The organism is Pseudoalteromonas sp. XI10 (assembly GCF_001469895.1).
In the GTDB taxonomy this organism is placed as follows: Bacteria; Pseudomonadota; Gammaproteobacteria; order Enterobacterales; family Alteromonadaceae; genus Pseudoalteromonas.
This window is the reverse complement of sequence record NZ_LOPY01000039.1, coordinates 230,180-247,832: the sequence shown is the minus strand read 5'-3', so window position 1 is coordinate 247,832 and position 17,653 is coordinate 230,180. Positions and strand designations below refer to the sequence as shown.

The window sequence follows — 17,653 nt, the reverse complement described above, 5'->3', positions numbered from 1 at the left end:
AGTAGTAATCACGATGGATTTAATCAGAATAGCCAAAGCTCAACTCGCTTATGGTACGCATCCACTACTAGATGATGCCGATGCCGTTATTGAGTCAGGTGAGCGTGTTTGTATCGTTGGTCGAAACGGTGCTGGTAAATCAACACTACTAAAAGTGCTTGATGGCCAAGTGACATTGGATGATGGCGAAATCAACCAATTAGGCGGTATTCGCATTTCTCGTTTAGAGCAAGATCCACCAAAAGGGGCGGCAGGCTCAGTATTTGATTATGTAGCGCAGGGCATGCCTGACATCGCTAACTTACTGATAGAATATCACCAAGTTAGTAATCAAATGCAAACTGACTATAACGATAAATTACTTAACAAATTAGAGCGTTTATCTAATCAATTAGAAACTGTTGATGGCTGGCGTTTTGATACCCGCATTCAGCTCGTTTTATCTCGTTTAGAGCTAGATCCAGAAGCCAAGCTTGAATCATTATCGGGTGGTTGGTTACGTAAAGTTGCTCTTGCAAGAGCCTTGGTTAGTGAACCCGATTTACTGCTACTTGATGAGCCTACCAACCACTTAGATATGAGTAGTGTTATTTGGCTTGAGCAGTTTTTAAAAGAGTTTAAAGGCGGTATCGTTTTTATTTCTCACGACCGTGCATTTATTCGAGCAGTTGCAACCCGTATTCTTGATTTAGACCGTGGCAAGCTGGTTTCGTACCCTGGCGATTACGCGACCTACCTTGAACAAAAAGCCCATGATTTAAAAGTAGAAGAAACACAAAACGCATTATTTGATAAGCGCTTAGCAGAAGAAGAAGCGTGGATCCGCCAAGGTATTAAAGCACGTAGAACGCGTAATGAAGGCCGTGTGCGCGCTTTAAAAGAGTTACGTAAAGAGCGTAAGCAGCGTGTTGATCAGGTAGGTAAAACCGACTTCAATATTGAAACAGCAGATCGTTCAGGTAAATTAGTATTCGAAGCGAAAAACATCTGTCATGCATTTAAAGATAAAGTGATCGCAAAAGACTTTTCAACCCTTGTTATGCGTGGCGATCGTGTTGGCCTTGTTGGGCCAAATGGTATTGGTAAAACAACACTGCTTAAAATTTTATTTGGTGACTTAACAGCAGATAGCGGTAGTGTTAAGCAAGGTGTTAACTTAGAGTTTGCTTATTTTGACCAATATCGTCAAAAGCTTGATGAAGAAGCCACAGTACAAGATAACGTCGCTGAAGGTAAGCAAGAAGTGATGATGGGCGGGCGCTCACGTCATGTGCTAGGGTACTTACAAGACTTCTTATTTCCACCGGCAAGAGCGCGTACGCCAGTAAAAGCGCTTTCAGGTGGTGAGAAAAACCGCTTATTATTAGCAAAGTTATTTTTAAAGCCATCTAACATTATTGTTCTCGATGAGCCAACCAATGACCTTGATATTGAAACTTTAGAGCTCTTAGAAGAGATCATCAACCAATATCAGGGCACAGTGCTGATTGTAAGCCATGACCGTGAATTTATTGATAATACCTGTAATTCTGTATGGGCATTTGAAGGTAACGGCAAGATCACCGACATTGTTGGAGGCTATAGCGACTATGAAGCGTATGCAGCTCATTTAGCAGAGCAAGAAAAACAACAACAGCAACAAATTAAACAAGAAAAGCCGGCCGTTGTTAGCCAAGATAAAACACCAAAGAAAAGTAATAAACTCTCTTACAAATTAAAACTTGAATTAGAAGAATTACCCAGTAAAGTGGAACAACTTGAAAAAGCGTTAGACGCTCAGCAAGTTGTGGTTAATGACCCTGACTTTTTTAAGCAAGATGCTGCAATTACAACAGAAGCATTGAACCATTTAGCCGAGTTAGAGTCTGAGCTTGAAGCCGCTTTTGAGCGCTGGGAAGAACTCGAAGATTTAAAGAATCAGTAGTAAGGATTAAAATGAAATACAAATTACTCGCTGCCAGTATTTTAGCCACCCTAAGTACCTCAGCGATAAGCGCAACCTATAAATTAGAAGAATTAGGTGGAATTGATGGCGCTAAATTTAACTACGTAACAGATGTTAGTGAAAACGGTCACATCATAGGCTTAGCAAATGGCCTTTACAAATTACCCGTTGATGTCTCTTATATCGATTTTACAGATTCGTCGATCAAAGATGCTTATGATACAGCTAAAAAGCAGTATGAACTCATTGATAAAGAAATTACATTCACGCTTGATGATATTGAGAATAACGATGCGGTAAATACAAATGCCGATGCTCATGCATTTATGGTAAGTTTTTTAACAAGTAATTCAACTGACTCTGAATATCAAAAACTATCAAGTGCAATTGCAACCCTTTACACATCTGAAGGTGCTTCAGAGCAAGTTATATTTGATGAACAGTCTCTTGATTTTGACGGCTTAACACGCTCGACTTCTAACTTATTAAATGCTGTAACAGATGACGGTGTGATGGTTGGTTGGGGCAGTGCACCTTACGAAAAAACATCGTTCACTCAAACAGATGAAGATGAAGAAGAAACCCACTTTTTAAGAGACTTCATTAGCCGTGCAATTGTTATCAGCGAAGACGGTGTGAAAGTTGAAATAGCACCAGAGTTTGATGAGTATGGTGGTGTTAGCTCAGCTAATGACATTATCAAAACAGCAAATGGCTATGAAGTAGTAGGTACTGTGTCAACGGATATTGCGGTTGATCCACTGGATGATATTACTGATAACTGTGACGGCGAAGATGAACCAGTTTCAGACTGTGTAGAAGCGTACAACCGTACTTATTCAACGGGTATTTATAATAAACGAGCTGTTAAGTGGACATTAGACAGTAATCTAAACATCACTAATACAGAAATGTATGGCTTAGGTTTAACGCCTGAAGATGACGAAGATTTCGCGTTCCGTAGTAACGCACTTGCGATCAACGAAAATGGTTTAGTGGTTGGTACGTCTGATGTGCGTTACAAGAGTAATAGTACACGTATTACTATGCCTGTTATTTTCGAAAATGGTGAAGTAAAAGAATTTATCGACCAAGAGGATGATTGGATTTCTGGTCAGCCTTTAGCGGTAAATAATGATGATGTTATTGTTGGCTACGCGAGCAAGCGTATCGACGGTACAACGCGTACAAAATTTTTCTACTACGATAAAAATAGCGATAGTGTTGTTTTCCCAACGGATTACTTCTCAAGCTCAAGTTCATTAGCTAACGATATCAATGACAATGGTATTGTTGTTGGTGAGGGCGAAACAGATATTTACAATACTTCTACGCGTCGTCGTGAAGGTTTCATGTACACCATTGGTGAAGATTCAGTTGTTAACTTAAACGATTTATTACCTTGTTATGAAGAAGATGGTGAGACTCGCTTTAAATACACGGTTGCTGAAGCGAAATCAATTAACAACAATAATGAAATCTTCGGTGTTGCGACTAAAACTGTTGAAAAGACAGATTCATTCGGTAACGTTGTAGTCGATGTTAATGGCAATATCGAATATGAAAGTGTCGCAGTGGCTGTTAAGTTAACACCAATTGACGGCAGCGTTGAAGAATGTCCTGCAGAAGAGATTGAACAATACGAGCGTCAATCAGCAAGCTTCCCTTGGTATGCATTATTGCTATTACCATTTGCAGCAGCACGTCGTGTATTTCGTAAGAAGTAATAATTAGAGAGTTGTTTGCAAAGCAAATAGCTTTCTTGCAAGAAATAAAAAACCCAGCTTTAAGCTGGGTTTTTTGTCTATACTGAAATCAGTTATTTTTTATGGCGATGTATCCATGCTTTACGGACTGAACGTTTCCAAAGCATGTCGGTACCAAAATAACCAATGATTGCCGCAGCTGTTGCACATATAAATGAGCCAACTAAAAATGCTGGGCCAATTGTTGTAAGGCTATCTATAAACCATTGCCAGCTTGGTTCAAATTGGAAGTGCTGCTGTGGTTGAGCAAGGGCAATGGTGCCTACAATATATGAACAATAGAAAATAGGAGGCATGGTCAGTGGGTTAGTGATCCACACTGTTGCAACAGAAATCGGTAAATTTACTCGAAATGGAATAGCCAGGGCGGCTGCAAGAACCATTTGAAAAGGAACAGGGATGAATGCAAAAAATAAACCAACTGCAAATGCACCGCGTGCTGAGCGTCTATTTAAGTGCCATAAATTGGCATCATGCAATAAACGACCAAAAATTCTTAAATACTTGTGTTCTTTTACCTTGTTATGATCAGGTAAAAAGCGTTGGATCGTTTTCTTAGCCATTTAAAGCAACCATTTACATCTATTTGGTTATGCAGCGGCTTTGTCATAGGCTGTTTTTTCACCCTATATACATTTGGCACTGCGGCGTTTTATATAATGAGTTTTGCTGTATTGCTAGCAGGTGCCTATTTTAAGCCTTTTTTAACTCTATTGTCAGGGTTTATTTGCGCTATTTTAGTAGTGATTTTTCATTACTTCATTTTTTACTCCATCTATGACTGTCAAATCGATTATCAACGAAGCCGATTAGTTCGATTTGAGGTAGTTGAAACTTACAGTGAACAAAGCCCTTATTACATTAAAGCAAGTCTGAAAAATATTGAATCTTGCTCTACAAACATACGGCCTGCTCCTAATGCAATGCTAAGCATTACTTCAGATAAACCTGTTACTAGTGGAGATGAATTAAGCGCAGAACTCAAACTTAAACCATACCGATCGGTAAAAAATTTCTATAGTTTTGATAGAGAGCGGCAAGCATTACTTGAGCGAGTATTTTATAAAGGCCGAAGCGTAGGGGAGATAAGCTATTTAAATCATCATCGATATGACTCCCTTCGAGTGAGTTACCGCACATATATTGAAAAAGTGACGGCAAACACCCAATTACAATGGCTTTATTATGCGCTTTTAACCGGTGACAAAAGTAAAATAAGCTATGAAGATAGAAAGCACCTACGTGAATTAGGCTTGTCGCATCTGCTTGCTATTTCAGGTCTTCATATCGGACTTATCTTTGCAGTCGGCTTTTATAGTAGTAAGTGGCTGTTAAGAGTGAGTCATTTAAGCGTAAAACAATCAATTCAATTAAATAAGTTATTTGTTTTTGTAGGGTTCTGTTGCTCGTTCGTCTATGTCTACTTAAGTGATTTTATAGTTTCCGCAAGCCGAGCGCTGCTGATGTTAGGCTGTTACCTTGTTATTTATAACCTAGGGAAAAACCCAGTGCGTTGGCGTTCAATTTTGTACGCTTTGAGTGTTGTGTTGGTTGTAGACCCATTTGCACTTTTGAACCCCGGGCTCTATTTCAGTTTTTTGGCCGTTACGATCATCTTTTTACTGACTAAAAACACAGTTAATTTGTCGCTTGGTTTTTTAAAGCGATTTGCACAGCTACTGCAAGTTCAGTGCGCTTTATTTGTCGGTTTACTGCCTCTATCCTTATTTTACTTCTCAGGCACTAGTGTCATAGGTTTATTGATTAACCTTATTGCTGTGCCCTTGGTTGGTGTGCTGTTATTGCCTTTGTTAATTTTTTATAGTTTGGTTTCTAGCCTACTGGATATTTCTGGTTTGTTATCACTCGTCGACAGTGCGCTGTATTTTAGTTATGAATTACTGCTTTCTATCCCTAGTGACTGGCGTTGGTTGTCGTTTAATGAGTTTAATTTTTTATTATTGATCATAAGTTACATTACTCTTCTGCTGTTGTACTTTAGTCCAAATAAATATGTGTGCTTAATTCCTGTTTGTATATATGCCGTCGATAGTGAATTACAGCCAGAAGCTAAGTTTCAGTTGGATGTGTTTGATGTCGGTCATGGCTTAATGGTGATGGTAAGCCACAAAAATAAAGCGATAATTTATGATTTAGGCCCACAGTACTTTGGGCGTTATGATTATGTACACCGCGTATTACTAAACAACATCAATAAACAGCAGCTATCTGTTATCGCCACAATAATAAGCCACTTAGATAACGACCATTCTGGCGGTTTATCAAGTTGGCAAATGGCAGGGTTTCAAGACACTCTAGCTATCTTTCATCCTCAGGGGCTGGGAAATAAGTGCAAAACAACAACGCTCAAGCTTGATAAGCTTAAAATCAGAAGTTTTACAGCAAATGTAGAAAATGCAAGTCGTAATGATCAGTCGTGTTTATTAAAAGTAACGGGTTTTAATTATTCAGTGTTACTGACTGGGGATATATCTTCAGCGGCAGAAACTAAGCTTGTTGAAGAAGGGATGGATTTAGGAGCGACTATTTTAATAAGCCCCCATCATGGTAGTAATACCTCTTCAAGTTATGAATTTATAGGTGCAGTAAACCCTGAAGTGGTTATCCATTCATCTGCTTATCAAGGGCAATGGCGCTTTCCTCATCCTGAGGTTGTAAATCGTTATAACCAACACCATATAAAGCAGTTATCGACGGCAGAATATGGCCACATACGCATAAAATTTTATTCAGATACTTATCGCTTAGAATTTGCGCGAGAGCAGGAAAGTTATTGGTTCGAACAAGATTGACGTTTTGTTTTTACCCCCTAAAGGCTACAATAGTCGAAGTCTATGAATAAGAGAGTGTTATGGATCAAACTACATCCCAAATCTATAAGCGATTAATCAGTTATGTGGGTGATTATAAGTTAATCGCGTTTTTCGCCATTGTAGGCATGATTGGCTATTCAGCCATGGATGCATTGTTTATCAATTTAATGAAGCCCTTCATTGATGAAGGTTTAAATGATCGTAACACTGATGTTTTAACTTATGCACCATTTGTTGTGATTGCATTGGTATTAGGTCGTGGCATGTTTAACTATATGTCGTCGTACTGTTTAAGTTATGTTGGCTCGCAAGTTGTAAGAACGTTGCGCCAACAATTATTCGAACATATTTTACATCTGCCGGTGTCTTTTCATGATAAAAATTCAAATGGCGATTTAATCTCTAAAATCACCTTTGATACTGAGCAGGTTCAACAAGCCATTACCAAAGCCCTGTTAATTGTTGTAAGAGAAGGGGCATTTGTTGTTTTCTTACTATTTAATATGTTTTATACCAGCTGGAAGCTATCACTAATATTTTTAGTCATTATTCCGCTGGTGGCCGTGATCGTTGCCTTTGTGTCGAAACGTTTTCGTATGATTTCGAAAAAAATCCAATCTGCTATGGGCCAAGTAACTCGCAGCTCAGAGCAAATGCTATCTGGTCACAAGGTGATTCATGGCTTTGGTGGTCAACAGCAAGAGATATCGCAATTCTCGGCTATTAATAATCATAATCGTCAGCAGCGCATTAAAATGGATGCAACTAAAGCGTTAAGCGTTTCTGTTATCCAAATTTTGGCAGCAAGCGCGATGGCCGTGATTTTATGGGTTGTGTCTATGCCGTCGATGATTGATACCATCAGTTCAGGTGACTTCGTATTACTTATTTCATCAATGATGATGTTATTACGCCCACTGAAGCAACTTTCAAACGTTAATAGCGACTTACAACGTGGTATTTCGGCAGCGCAAAGTATCTTTTTAGTACTTGATGAAGAAGTAGAAAAAGACACTGGCACTTACAGCGTTGACAAAGTAACTGGGAAAATTGAAGTAAGCAATGTGACCTTTAAATACCCAACGAAAGATGAGCCTGTATTAAAGAATTTATCACTTTCGATTAATGCTGGCGAAAGCATCGCATTGGTTGGCCGTTCTGGCTCAGGTAAATCGACCATCTCAAATTTATTACCACGTTATTATGAGCTTGAAGGTGACAGTGAAATTTTGCTTGATGGCGTCAACATTGCTGATTACAAACTGACAGACTTACGTAAGCAATTTGCACTCGTTTCACAGCAAGTGGTTTTATTTAACGACACCATAACGAATAACATTTGCTATGGCCTCGACCGCGAATTAACAAACGAGGAGTTAATGGCCGTTGCCAAGCAAGCCCATGTTTGGGAGTTTGTTAAAGACTTACCAGAAGGTTTAGATACCATGGTGGGTGAAAACGGCGTTATGCTGTCAGGCGGCCAGCGTCAGCGAATAGCCATTGCGCGTGCAATATTAAAAGATGCCCCTATTTTGATTCTAGATGAGGCAACATCTGCACTTGATACTGAATCTGAAAAACTGATCCAGCAAGCACTTGATAGCTTAATGAAAGAAAAAACATCGATTGTGATAGCACACCGTTTATCAACAATAGAAAACAGTGATTGCATTTATGTCATCGACCATGGTCAAGTTATCGAAAAGGGCACGCATAGCGAGCTGCTTAAAAAAGACGGTACCTATAGTGCGTTATGTAAAATGCAGTTTGGTGAGCAATAGTGAGTGTTATTGAAAAAAGCTGGTATAAAAAGCCAGGTTTAATCAGTGTTTTACTGTTGCCTTTCAGTGTGCTTTTTTGGCTTATCTCAACACTTCGCGCTTTGTTTTATAAGCTTAATATTTTAAAAGCATTTAAAGCGCATGTTCCTGTCATTGTTGTTGGTAACATTAGTGTGGGTGGAAACGGCAAAACGCCATTTGTTATTTGGCTCGCTGAGTACTTACAGCAGCAAGGTTTAAAAGTGGCGGTGATCAGTCGTGGCTATGGTGGTCAGTCTGATTCGTATCCTTTGTTAGTGACTGAACAAACGAGTACAGCGCAAGCTGGTGATGAACCAGTACTTATTAAACGCCGCCTAGGTTGTGTTGTAATGGTTGGCCCTGACCGACAAGCGAGTATAAAAAAATTAGAGCAACATGATATCGATGTCATTATTTCTGATGATGGCATGCAGCATTATAAAATGGCGCGTGATATCGAATGTTGTATTGTTGATAGTGAGCGCCAATTTGGTAACGGTTTATTAATGCCTGCTGGTCCACTTCGTGAAACCAAAGCGCGCTTAAAATCGGTTGATTTAGTCATAGAAAATGGTGGTAACGCTCAAAGCCGCTATGATTTAGCATCAAGCCCATTTCGAACCGTAAGTAATTCAGAACTTGCTAATTCAGTTCAAGATAAAGGCCATGCGGTGAGTGCTATTGGTAACCCCAAACGCTTTGAAATAAGCCTTGAGCAGCAAGGCATTAACTTACTATCAACTCATCATTTTCGTGATCATTATGCCTACCAAGCAAATGACTTTAGCGATTTTGCAGATGACGCTGTATTTATGACAGAAAAAGATGCAGTTAAATGCTTTAGTTTTGCTAAACCAAATTGGTATTATTTACCTGTTGATGCAAAGCCAACAGCAGCAGTTATCGAAAAACTTAATTTATTATTAAAACAAAAAGGGATCCTCAATGGCCTTTGATACAAAATTACTTGAAATTATCGCTTGCCCAGTGTGTAAAGGTAAATTACGTCTTGATAAAGAAAATCAAGAGCTTATCAGTACTGCTGCGAAACTAGCGTACCCAATCAAAGACGATATCCCGGTGCTTTTAGAAAATGAAGCCCGTGAATTAAGCCAAGAAGAGGTTGATAAGTGGAATTCGTAGTCGTTATCCCAGCTCGCTACGCATCGACGCGTTTACCAGGTAAACCACTTGCTGATATTTGTGGTAAACCAATGATCCAACATGTTTATGAAAAAGCGGTTGCTTCAGGTGCTTCACAAGTTTATGTAGCGACTGATCATCAAACAGTGTTTGATGCAGTAAAGAAGTTTACTGATAATGTATTGATGACACGAGAAGATCACCAATCTGGCACAGAACGTTTAGCTGAAGTTGTTGAACAGTTAAAACTTGAAAGTGACACTATTGTTGTCAACGTGCAAGGTGATGAGCCTTTATTGGCAAGCGAAAATGTATCTCAAGTTGCCATGCTACTTGCTGATTCTGATGCGCCAATGGCGACTTTGAGCACCAGCATTGATGAGATTGATGATATATTTAATCCCAATTGCGTGAAAGTCATTAACGATGCAGACAACAACGCACTGTATTTTTCGCGTTCGCCAATCCCTTATCATCGTGATGCGATGATGAATGATGACCGAGATAAGCTAAATCTTGCTGATTTTGCGCGCCATATTGGCATTTATGCTTATCGTGCTGGCTTTATTAAGGACTACATCGAATTACCAGAATCTCGATTAGAGCTTTTAGAGTCATTAGAGCAGCTTCGCGTACTTTATCATGGTCACAAAATTAAAATAGCAAAAGCTCTGTGTGCACCGCAAGCAGGCGTAGACACCCCTGAAGACTTAGCGCGCGTTATTGCAGTGCTTGGCAACTAAAAATGCATGATGTAAACAATGTTCATCTTCATGCCAGTGAAGATGACTTCTTTGTTTTTTATAAACCAGCAGGTGTGAGCTTTCATAGTGAACAATGTGCTGGTTTTGTCGTACTTGCTGAAGAGCTTGTTAATGAGAAGCTCTATCCGGTTCATAGGCTAGATAAAGTGACCTCTGGTTTGATCATTTTAGCCCGTAACAAAGAAGCCGCAGCCGAATTCACTTCGCTATTTTCTGATCATAAAATAAATAAGTTTTATCTAGCTCTTAGTGATACTAAGCCTAAGAAAAAGCAAGGTTGGATAAAAGGGGATATGCAAAAAAGTCGTCGTGGTGCATTTAAGCTGTTAAAGAGCCAAACGAATCCTGCTATCACACGCTTTTACTCAAAAAGTATTCGACCAGGGCTTCGTGCATACTTGTTGAAGCCATTCTCTGGTAAGACACATCAGCTTAGAGTCGCGATGAAAAGCTTAGGCGCTCCAATTCTAGGTGATAGTACGTATGCTGGTAGTAAAGACGAACGCACAAACTTGCATGCCTATGCACTACAATTTAGCTATAAAGAGCAGCTTAAAGAGTATCGATGTGATTACACTTTAGGTGCTCATCTTAATGAAGTTTTTAACTCAGACGAATTCAAAGAGTGGACCGCTCCTTGGACGTTGGATTGGTAAATGAAAGAAACAACACAAGACATCCGTTTTGGTGGCATTAAACGTTTATATGGCCATCAACAATGTGATTGGTTACAACAAGCACATTTTTGTGTCATTGGTATTGGTGGCGTAGGTAGTTGGGCTGCTGAAGCATTGGCTCGAACGGGTGTAGGACAACTAACCCTCATTGATTTAGATGATATTTGTGCAACCAATGTTAATCGGCAAATTCATGCTTTAACTGGCACCGTAGGCGAAGCAAAAGTAGAAGCGATGAAAACACGTTGTGAGCTTATAAATCCAGATATCAAAATTAATGTTATTGACGATTTTATTACGCTAGATAACATTCGTGAGCATATTCAAGGCTTTGACTATGTGATTGATTGTATTGATGCTGTAAAAGAAAAAGCTGCGCTTATTGCTCACTGTAAACGCATAAAACTACCGGTTATTACCACCGGAGGAGCAGGCGGGCAAACCGACCCTAGTCAAATCAGTTTTGGTGACGTTGCAAAGACAACTCATGATCCATTGCTTGCAAAAGTACGTTATATTTTGCGAAAACAGTACAACTTTAGTAGCAATCCAAAGCGAAAATTTAACGTCGATTGTGTTTATTCTACAGAGCAGCTTGTATATCCAACCTCTGAAGGTGAGGTTTGCCAAGCAAAACAAGGTGCAGATGGTTCAATGAATATGGACTGTAATAATGGTTTTGGCTCTGCAACCATGGTGACAGGCAGCTTTGGCTTTTTTGTTGCAGCCAAAGCGATTAGAAAATACCTTGATAAAAAACAGCGTAGTTTATAAAACTTATTGTTTTTGTTCAGCCATGGTTTGAATTTTATCAACCATGGCTTTAATACCATTACCACGAGAAGGGCTCAAATGGCTAATTAGACCGAGTCGTTCAAATTCATCATAGGCATTAATTTGCGCTGCTTGCTCCGGTGTTAGACCATTGTATAAGGCTAAAATTAAAGCCAATAGTCCTTTAACGATGCGAGTATCTGAATCGCCCGCTAAAACCAGGCTGTTTTCAGTATGATCAAAGTCGATATATAGCCAAACTTTACTTTCACAGCCTTTAACTAGGGCATCATCTACTTTGAGCACGTCAGGCATAACAGGTAATTGCTTACCTAAGAGCATTATTTGGCGATATTTTTGCTGCCAGCCAGCAGCTGTTTCAATGTTTTTACTAACGGCTTCAAACGCTGAATTCATAACTTATCCAAAATTAATCTAATAACTCGATACTACTTTTAACAGCACTGATAAAGGCATCGACATCAGCTTTATTGTTATATAACGCAAAACTTGCTCGTACAGTTCCTGGTATATTTAAATGGCTCATTATAGGTTGCGTACAATGATGACCACTACGCACGGCAACGCCAAATCCATCAAGTAGGGTGGCTAAATCAAACGGATGTTCATCGCGATAATTAAAACTAATGTTACCAATGTTATCTGTTTGGTTTGAATAGATATTAATACCATCAATAGCTGATAATTGTTTTATCGCATAGTCAAAAACTGTATGCTCATGTTGACGCATTTGCTGAAAATCTAACGATGTTAAATAATTTATAGCCTCACTAAAGGCAATGACACCTGCAATATTCGGTGTTCCTGCTTCAAATTTACCCGGTGCATCACGAAAAGTGCTGTGTGTTAGGGTTACTGTTTCGATCATTTCGCCACCGGTTTGGTATACATCGAGCGAATCTAACAGCTCAAATCGGCCATATAGGCCTCCTAAACCTGTCGGCCCGAGCATTTTATGGGCAGAAAATACGTAAAAATCACAGGAAATTTCTTGTAAATTAGGGCGTAAATGCATCGCTGCCTGCGCACCATCAACAACAGAAATAGCATTAATGGCTTTACATGCGCTAATGATTGGCGCTAAATCAGTGATGTTACCAAGGGTATTTGATGCATGGGTAATAGCGACAATTTTTGGCTTTTGTTGCTTGATAAATTCACTACAGTGCACGCTATTAATAATTAAATCATTTTCTATCGGCAAAATAATGACTTCTGCACCGGTACGCTGAGCTAGCTGTTGCCAAGGGACTATGTTAGCGTGATGTTCAATAGCAGATAGGGCAATTTTATCGCCAGGATTAAGCCTCGAAGCCAGACCATTTGCGATTAAATTTATCGATTCGGTTGCCCCTTTGGTCCACACTATCTCATTATTTTTTACAGAAAAATAATCTGCAAGTAGCGTTCGTGTATGCTCATATTGGCGTGTCGCGTTTTCACTGAGTGTATGGCGGCCGCGGTGCACATTGGCGTTCTCGTGGCTATAAAAACGGCTAAGAGCATTAATAACTGCCTGTGGCTTTTGCGAGGTAGCCGCTGAGTCTAAATACACCAAAGGCTGCTCATTGACTGTTTCATTCAGTATTGGAAAGTCAGCACGTATTTTTGTGATATCGAACATGGAAGGCCTTAAGCTACAAGAATGCGACGATTTTAATTACTTTGCACAAATAGACAAGTGCAGAGCAACAAAAAAGGCCGCATAGCGGCCTTTTTTAAACGCAAATTCGTATTAACGCTTGTCTGTTGGTACGTAATCGCGTGAAGTTTCACCAGTGTATAACTGACGAGGACGGCTGATCTTGTGACCAGGTTGAGAAAGCATCTCATCCCAGTGAGAGATCCAACCAACAGTACGTGACATTGCAAAGATTACAGTGAACATGCTTGTTGGAATACCGATTGCTTTTAAGATGATACCTGAGTAGAAATCTACGTTAGGGTAAAGTTTCTTCTCAACGAAGTATGGGTCTTCTAGAGCAATTTGCTCAAGCTTCATAGCGATATCAAGAAGTGGATCTTGAATATTTAGCTCTTCAAGTACTTCGTGACATGTTTGACGCATTACTGTCGCACGTGGGTCGAAGTTTTTGTATACACGGTGACCAAAGCCCATAAGACGGAAAGGATCAGACTTATCTTTCGCTTTAGCAACGTACTCGTCGATACGGTCAACAGAGCCGATTTCTTCTAACATGTTAAGACATGCTTCGTTAGCACCACCGTGCGCAGGGCCCCATAGAGATGCGATACCAGCCGCGATACACGCGTAAGGGTTAGCACCTGAAGAACCAGCTAGACGAACAGTTGACGTTGATGCGTTTTGCTCGTGGTCAGCGTGAAGCATGAAGATTTTGTCCATTGCTTTAGCAAGAACAGGGCTTACTTTGTATTCTTCAGCTGGTACTGAGAACATCATGTGTAAGAAGTTTTCAGCGAAGCTTAAGTCGTTACGCGGGTAAACAAACGGTTGACCTACATTGTATTTGTAAGCCATCGCAGCGATAGTTGGTAATTTAGCAACTAGCTTGATTGCGCTTGTTTTACGTTGTGTTGCGTCAGTGATGTCTAAATCTTCGTGGTAGAAAGAAGAAAGAGCACCTACAACACCACACAGCATTGCCATTGGGTGAGCGTCAAAGCGGAAACCTTGGAAGAAGTTTGCGATTTTAGTATCAAGCATTGTGTTGTGCGTGATTTCTTGAGCAAACGCTTCGTATTGTTCTTTAGTCGGTAATTCGCCGTTTAATAGTAAGTAGCAAAGCTCGATGTAGTTTGATTCATCAGCTAATTGCTCGATTGGGTAACCACGGTGTAATAAAACACCTTTGCCGCCATCGATGTAAGTGATTGAAGATTCACAAGAACCGGTCGACATGAAACCTGGGTCGTAAGTGAAGTGACCGTGTGAACCTAACGTACGTACGTCGATTACGTCTTGGCCAGCAGTGCCTTGGTAAATTGGAAGTTCGATTGGATCAAGACCATCAATATGGACCGTGGCTTTCTTATCCGCCATCTATTTATCTCCTATTAAGATAACAACTCTGATTGTTATGTTCTGAATCTGTTTAAGCACATTCTTTTCATTTTAACGTGAAAGAGGGGTATAAAGTCAATTTTTATAAACATTATGCACAAATGGATAATAAATATTCTGCCAGGATTAAATATTATACTATTGGCTAATTCGCAAACGTCTCTTACTAAACAAGAATTGTAAAAAGACCTTTGGCTATATATACTATCCAAGGTTTTATACCGTATTGTCTGTAGGTAAACTTTATTTTTACATTTGAGTTTTGCATAAGTGTGAACTTTTTGTGTATCAACACGGTTTACTTAGATAGTTCCATCGAAATTCATTTTGATGGGTTTTAGAAAAACAAGTAGATGAGCTCCTTAGTGGGCAAGATGGGCAAGTAACTGTGAAAAAGCAAAGACCTGTAAATCTAGATCTAACAACTATATCTATGCCGGCAACGGCTAAAGCATCAATTTTTCACCGCGTCACCGGTGTTGCATTATTTTTTGCTTTAACGTTTGTCATTTGGGCTTGGTCTGAGTCTCTTTCTTCTGCAGAAGGTTTTGAATTCGTCAAGGGTCTGTTCAGCGGATTCATTGCCAAATTCATAGCATGGGGCACCATTTCTGTATTGGCGTATCACTTAATCGGTGGTATCCGTCATATCATTATGGACATGGGTCACTGGGAAGAACTTGAATCAGGTAACTTCAGCGCTAAAGTTGCATTAGCTTTAGGTGTTGTAGCTGCAATTCTAGCAGGAGTGTGGATATGGTTTTAAATCAAGCAACTCTTAAACGTGATGGTGTACAAGATTTCGTATCACTACGTGCAACAGCATTAATAATCAGCGCTTACGCGATTTTTATTATCGGCTATTTTTTATGTACGCCAGAAGTCACTTTCGAAGCCTGGCAAGGCCTATTCTCTAACCTAGCAATGAAAGGGTTTACCTTAATTACCCTAGTTTGCATCATGGTTCACACCCGTATCGGCCTTTGGCAAGTTCTTACTGACTATGTTAAATGCGCTAAATTACGTGCTGTTTTAGGCTTTGTATTAAACCTTATGGCTGTTGCTTACGTAGCAATTGGTCTAATCGTTTTATGGGGTGTTTAAGTGAATTATTCTGTTCGTGAATTTGACGCTGTAGTGATTGGTGCCGGTGGTGCGGGTATGCGCGCAGCACTAGCTATCACTGAATCAGGCAAAACCTGTGCGCTTATCTCAAAAGTTTTCCCTACACGTTCTCACACTGTGTCAGCACAGGGTGGTATTACGGTTGCTCTGGGTAACTCACATGAAGATAACTGGGAATGGCACATGTACGATACTGTTAAAGGTTCCGATTTCATCGGTGACCAAGACGCTATCGAATATATGTGTAAAACAGGCCCAGAAGCTATTACTGAATTAGAAAACATGGGTTTACCATTTTCTCGTTTTGAAAATGGCCGTGTTTACCAACGTCCTTTCGGCGGCCAGTCGAAAAACTTTGGTGGTGAACAGGCTGCACGTACTGCAGCAGCTGCTGACCGTACTGGTCACGCGCTATTACACTGTTTATACCAACAGAACGTTAAGAACAAAACTAACGTATTTTCTGAGTGGTACGCACTAGATTTAGTTAAAAACAGCGACGGTAACGTTGTTGGTTGTACAGCAATCGACATCGAGTCTGGCGAAGTTGTTTACTTCAAGTCAAAAGCTGTTGTTTTAGCAACAGGTGGTGCAGGCCGTATCTACGCATCGACAACGAATGCACACATCAATACTGGTGACGGTGTTGGTATGGCTACACGTGCTGGTGTTGCAATGCAAGATATGGAAATGTGGCAGTTCCACCCAACAGGTATCGCCGGTGCCGGTGTACTTGTGACTGAAGGTTGTCGTGGTGAAGGTGGTTACCTTCTGAACAAAGACGGCGAACGCTTCATGGAGCGTTACGCACCAAATGCAAAAGACTTAGCGTCTCGTGACGTTGTTGCTCGTTCAATGATGACTGAGATCCGTGAGGGTCGTGGCTGTGAAGGTCCTTATGGTCCTCACATCAAGCTTAAGCTTGACCACTTAGGTGAAGAAACGCTTAACCTACGTCTTCCAGGCGTATGTGACCTTGCGAAAACGTTCGCACACGTTGATCCAGCTAAAGAACCAATTCCAGTTATCCCAACATGTCACTACATGATGGGTGGTGTTCCAACTAACGTAAATGGTCAAGCATTACAAATTGATGCAAACGGCCAAGAGAAAGTAGTTGAAGGTTTATTCGCTGTTGGTGAGATTGCTTGTGTATCTGTACACGGTGCTAACCGCCTAGGTGGTAACTCGCTACTTGACTTAGTTGTATTCGGCCGCGCTGCTGGTAACTTCTTAGGTAAGTACCTTAACGGTGTTGAAGCAGGTAAAGATGCGTCTGAATCAGACCTTGAAGCATCACTTGCACGCTTTAACCGTTGGGAAAGCTCTAAAGCTGGCCAAGGTGAAGACCCAGTACAAATCAAGAAAGACCTTCAAATGTGTATGCAACTTAACTTCTCGGTATTCCGTGAAGGTGATGCAATGGCAACCGGTCTTAAAGAGCTTAAAGAAATTCGTGAACGTCTTCAGTACGCTCGTCTTGACGACAAGTCAACTGAATTCAACACTGCACGTATCGAATGTCTAGAGCTTGATAACTTGATGGAAACAGCATACTCAACAGCAGTAGCTGCAAACTTCCGTACAGAAAGCCGTGGTGCACACTCTCGTTTTGACTTCCCAGATCGTGATGACGATAACTGGCTATGTCACTCTATCTATAACCCAGTTACAGATGAAATGACAAAACGTGAAGTAAACTACGCGCCGAAACTGCGTGAAGCTTTCCCACCTAAAGCACGTACATATTAGGAGCGAG

17 protein-coding genes are annotated in these 17,653 nt (G+C 40.3%); 12 read left to right on the top strand and 5 right to left on the bottom strand.

The features are described 5' to 3' along the window. Positions 1-13 precede the first annotated feature (13 nt). Together AUR67_RS09605 and AUR67_RS09600 are read left to right on the top strand one after the other, a co-directional pair. A complete protein-coding gene (locus AUR67_RS09605; protein WP_058585102.1) occupies positions 14-1,924 on the top strand; it encodes an ABC transporter ATP-binding protein in 1,911 nt (636 codons plus the stop codon). Between the two features lie 11 nt (positions 1,925-1,935). Next, a complete protein-coding gene (locus AUR67_RS09600; protein WP_058585101.1) occupies positions 1,936-3,672 on the top strand; it encodes a DUF3466 family protein in 1,737 nt (578 codons plus the stop codon). Between the two features lie 92 nt (positions 3,673-3,764). Here the strand turns inward: AUR67_RS09600 and AUR67_RS09595 are convergent, their stop codons facing one another. Continuing rightward, positions 3,765-4,274 (bottom strand): DUF2062 domain-containing protein, encoded by a 510-nt coding sequence (locus AUR67_RS09595; protein WP_054561579.1) that lies wholly within the window; start codon positions 4,272-4,274, stop codon positions 3,765-3,767. Positions 4,275-4,567: 293 nt separating this feature from the next. Then, the gene (locus AUR67_RS21475; protein WP_268801426.1) at positions 4,568-4,696 is read right to left on the bottom strand and encodes a hypothetical protein; all 129 of its coding nucleotides are present in this window, start codon (positions 4,694-4,696) and stop codon (positions 4,568-4,570) included. On the opposite strand from AUR67_RS21475, the gene AUR67_RS09590 reads away from it, so the two are divergent. From AUR67_RS09590 to tcdA, 7 genes are read left to right on the top strand one after another with little or no spacing between them, the layout of a single operon-like run. Continuing rightward, entirely contained in the window at positions 4,635-6,524 is a 1,890-nt protein-coding gene (locus tag AUR67_RS09590; RefSeq protein WP_161936938.1) for a DNA internalization-related competence protein ComEC/Rec2, read from the top strand. The two genes, AUR67_RS21475 and AUR67_RS09590, sit on opposite strands and share 62 nt — an antisense overlap. Positions 6,525-6,583: 59 nt before the next feature. Further along, on the top strand, positions 6,584-8,326 hold the full coding sequence (gene msbA / locus AUR67_RS09585; protein WP_058585099.1) for a lipid A export permease/ATP-binding protein MsbA: 1,743 nt from the start codon (positions 6,584-6,586) through the stop codon (positions 8,324-8,326). Beyond that, positions 8,326-9,303, top strand: coding sequence for a tetraacyldisaccharide 4'-kinase (gene lpxK, locus AUR67_RS09580; protein WP_058585098.1), 978 nt, complete (start codon positions 8,326-8,328; stop codon positions 9,301-9,303). The genes msbA and lpxK overlap by 1 nt, the downstream gene beginning before the upstream one ends. Further along, positions 9,293-9,490, top strand: coding sequence for a Trm112 family protein (locus tag AUR67_RS09575; protein WP_036968654.1), 198 nt, complete (start codon positions 9,293-9,295; stop codon positions 9,488-9,490). Before lpxK ends, AUR67_RS09575 begins: the two co-directional genes overlap by 11 nt. Beyond that, positions 9,478-10,233: a 3-deoxy-manno-octulosonate cytidylyltransferase gene (gene kdsB, locus AUR67_RS09570; protein ID WP_055021960.1), complete on the top strand. Its 756-nt coding sequence runs from the start codon at positions 9,478-9,480 to the stop codon at positions 10,231-10,233. The genes AUR67_RS09575 and kdsB overlap by 13 nt, the downstream gene beginning before the upstream one ends. Positions 10,234-10,235: 2 nt before the next feature. Continuing rightward, complete coding sequence (locus tag AUR67_RS09565) at positions 10,236-10,910, top strand: TIGR01621 family pseudouridine synthase (protein ID WP_058585097.1); 675 nt, start codon at positions 10,236-10,238, stop codon at positions 10,908-10,910. Continuing rightward, entirely contained in the window at positions 10,911-11,705 is a 795-nt protein-coding gene (gene tcdA, locus AUR67_RS09560) for a tRNA cyclic N6-threonylcarbamoyladenosine(37) synthase TcdA (protein WP_058585096.1), read from the top strand. It abuts the gene before it with no gap. Positions 11,706-11,708: 3 nt separating this feature from the next. Here the strand turns inward: tcdA and AUR67_RS09555 are convergent, their stop codons facing one another. The 3 genes from AUR67_RS09555 to AUR67_RS09545 form a co-directional block, all read right to left on the bottom strand. Beyond that, the gene (locus AUR67_RS09555) at positions 11,709-12,122 is read right to left on the bottom strand and encodes a SufE family protein (protein WP_058585095.1); all 414 of its coding nucleotides are present in this window, start codon (positions 12,120-12,122) and stop codon (positions 11,709-11,711) included. Positions 12,123-12,135: 13 nt separating this feature from the next. Continuing rightward, positions 12,136-13,350, bottom strand: coding sequence for an aminotransferase class V-fold PLP-dependent enzyme (locus AUR67_RS09550; RefSeq protein ID WP_058585094.1), 1,215 nt, complete (start codon positions 13,348-13,350; stop codon positions 12,136-12,138). Between the two features lie 111 nt (positions 13,351-13,461). Continuing rightward, positions 13,462-14,748, bottom strand: a complete 1,287-nt coding sequence (locus tag AUR67_RS09545; protein ID WP_058585093.1) for a citrate synthase — start codon at positions 14,746-14,748, stop codon at positions 13,462-13,464. A 409-nt stretch (positions 14,749-15,157) separates the two neighbouring features. Between AUR67_RS09545 and sdhC the strand changes: the two genes are divergently transcribed. The 3 genes from sdhC to sdhA are packed head-to-tail and all read left to right on the top strand — an operon-like array spanning position 15,158 to position 17,646. Beyond that, positions 15,158-15,535, top strand: a complete 378-nt coding sequence (sdhC, locus tag AUR67_RS09540) for a succinate dehydrogenase, cytochrome b556 subunit (protein WP_082401567.1) — start codon at positions 15,158-15,160, stop codon at positions 15,533-15,535. Next, positions 15,526-15,873: a succinate dehydrogenase, hydrophobic membrane anchor protein gene (gene sdhD / locus AUR67_RS09535; protein ID WP_054551371.1), complete on the top strand. Its 348-nt coding sequence runs from the start codon at positions 15,526-15,528 to the stop codon at positions 15,871-15,873. Before sdhC ends, sdhD begins: the two co-directional genes overlap by 10 nt. Further along, on the top strand, positions 15,874-17,646 hold the full coding sequence (gene sdhA, locus AUR67_RS09530; protein WP_058585092.1) for a succinate dehydrogenase flavoprotein subunit: 1,773 nt from the start codon (positions 15,874-15,876) through the stop codon (positions 17,644-17,646). It begins immediately after the preceding gene. Positions 17,647-17,653: the final 7 nt, after the last annotated feature.

Excerpts from the sequence above, each read along its gene's own strand:
- tcdA (WP_058585096.1), top strand. The coding sequence starts at position 10,911 with ATGAAAGAAACAACACAAGACATCCGTTTTGGTGGCATTAAACGTTTA.
- msbA (WP_058585099.1), top strand. The coding sequence starts at position 6,584 with ATGGATCAAACTACATCCCAAATCTATAAGCGATTAATCAGTTATGTG.
- AUR67_RS09600 (WP_058585101.1), top strand. The coding sequence starts at position 1,936 with ATGAAATACAAATTACTCGCTGCCAGTATTTTAGCCACCCTAAGTACC.
- AUR67_RS09555 (WP_058585095.1), bottom strand. The coding sequence starts at position 12,122 with ATGAATTCAGCGTTTGAAGCCGTTAGTAAAAACATTGAAACAGCTGCT.
- AUR67_RS09575 (WP_036968654.1), top strand. The coding sequence starts at position 9,293 with ATGGCCTTTGATACAAAATTACTTGAAATTATCGCTTGCCCAGTGTGT.
- AUR67_RS09605 (WP_058585102.1), top strand. The coding sequence starts at position 14 with ATGGATTTAATCAGAATAGCCAAAGCTCAACTCGCTTATGGTACGCAT.
- AUR67_RS09595 (WP_054561579.1), bottom strand. The coding sequence starts at position 4,274 with ATGGCTAAGAAAACGATCCAACGCTTTTTACCTGATCATAACAAGGTA.
- AUR67_RS09565 (WP_058585097.1), top strand. The coding sequence starts at position 10,236 with ATGCATGATGTAAACAATGTTCATCTTCATGCCAGTGAAGATGACTTC.
- sdhD (WP_054551371.1), top strand. The coding sequence starts at position 15,526 with ATGGTTTTAAATCAAGCAACTCTTAAACGTGATGGTGTACAAGATTTC.
- AUR67_RS09590 (WP_161936938.1), top strand. The coding sequence starts at position 4,635 with ATGCTAAGCATTACTTCAGATAAACCTGTTACTAGTGGAGATGAATTA.
- AUR67_RS09545 (WP_058585093.1), bottom strand. The coding sequence starts at position 14,748 with ATGGCGGATAAGAAAGCCACGGTCCATATTGATGGTCTTGATCCAATC.
- AUR67_RS09550 (WP_058585094.1), bottom strand. The coding sequence starts at position 13,350 with ATGTTCGATATCACAAAAATACGTGCTGACTTTCCAATACTGAATGAA.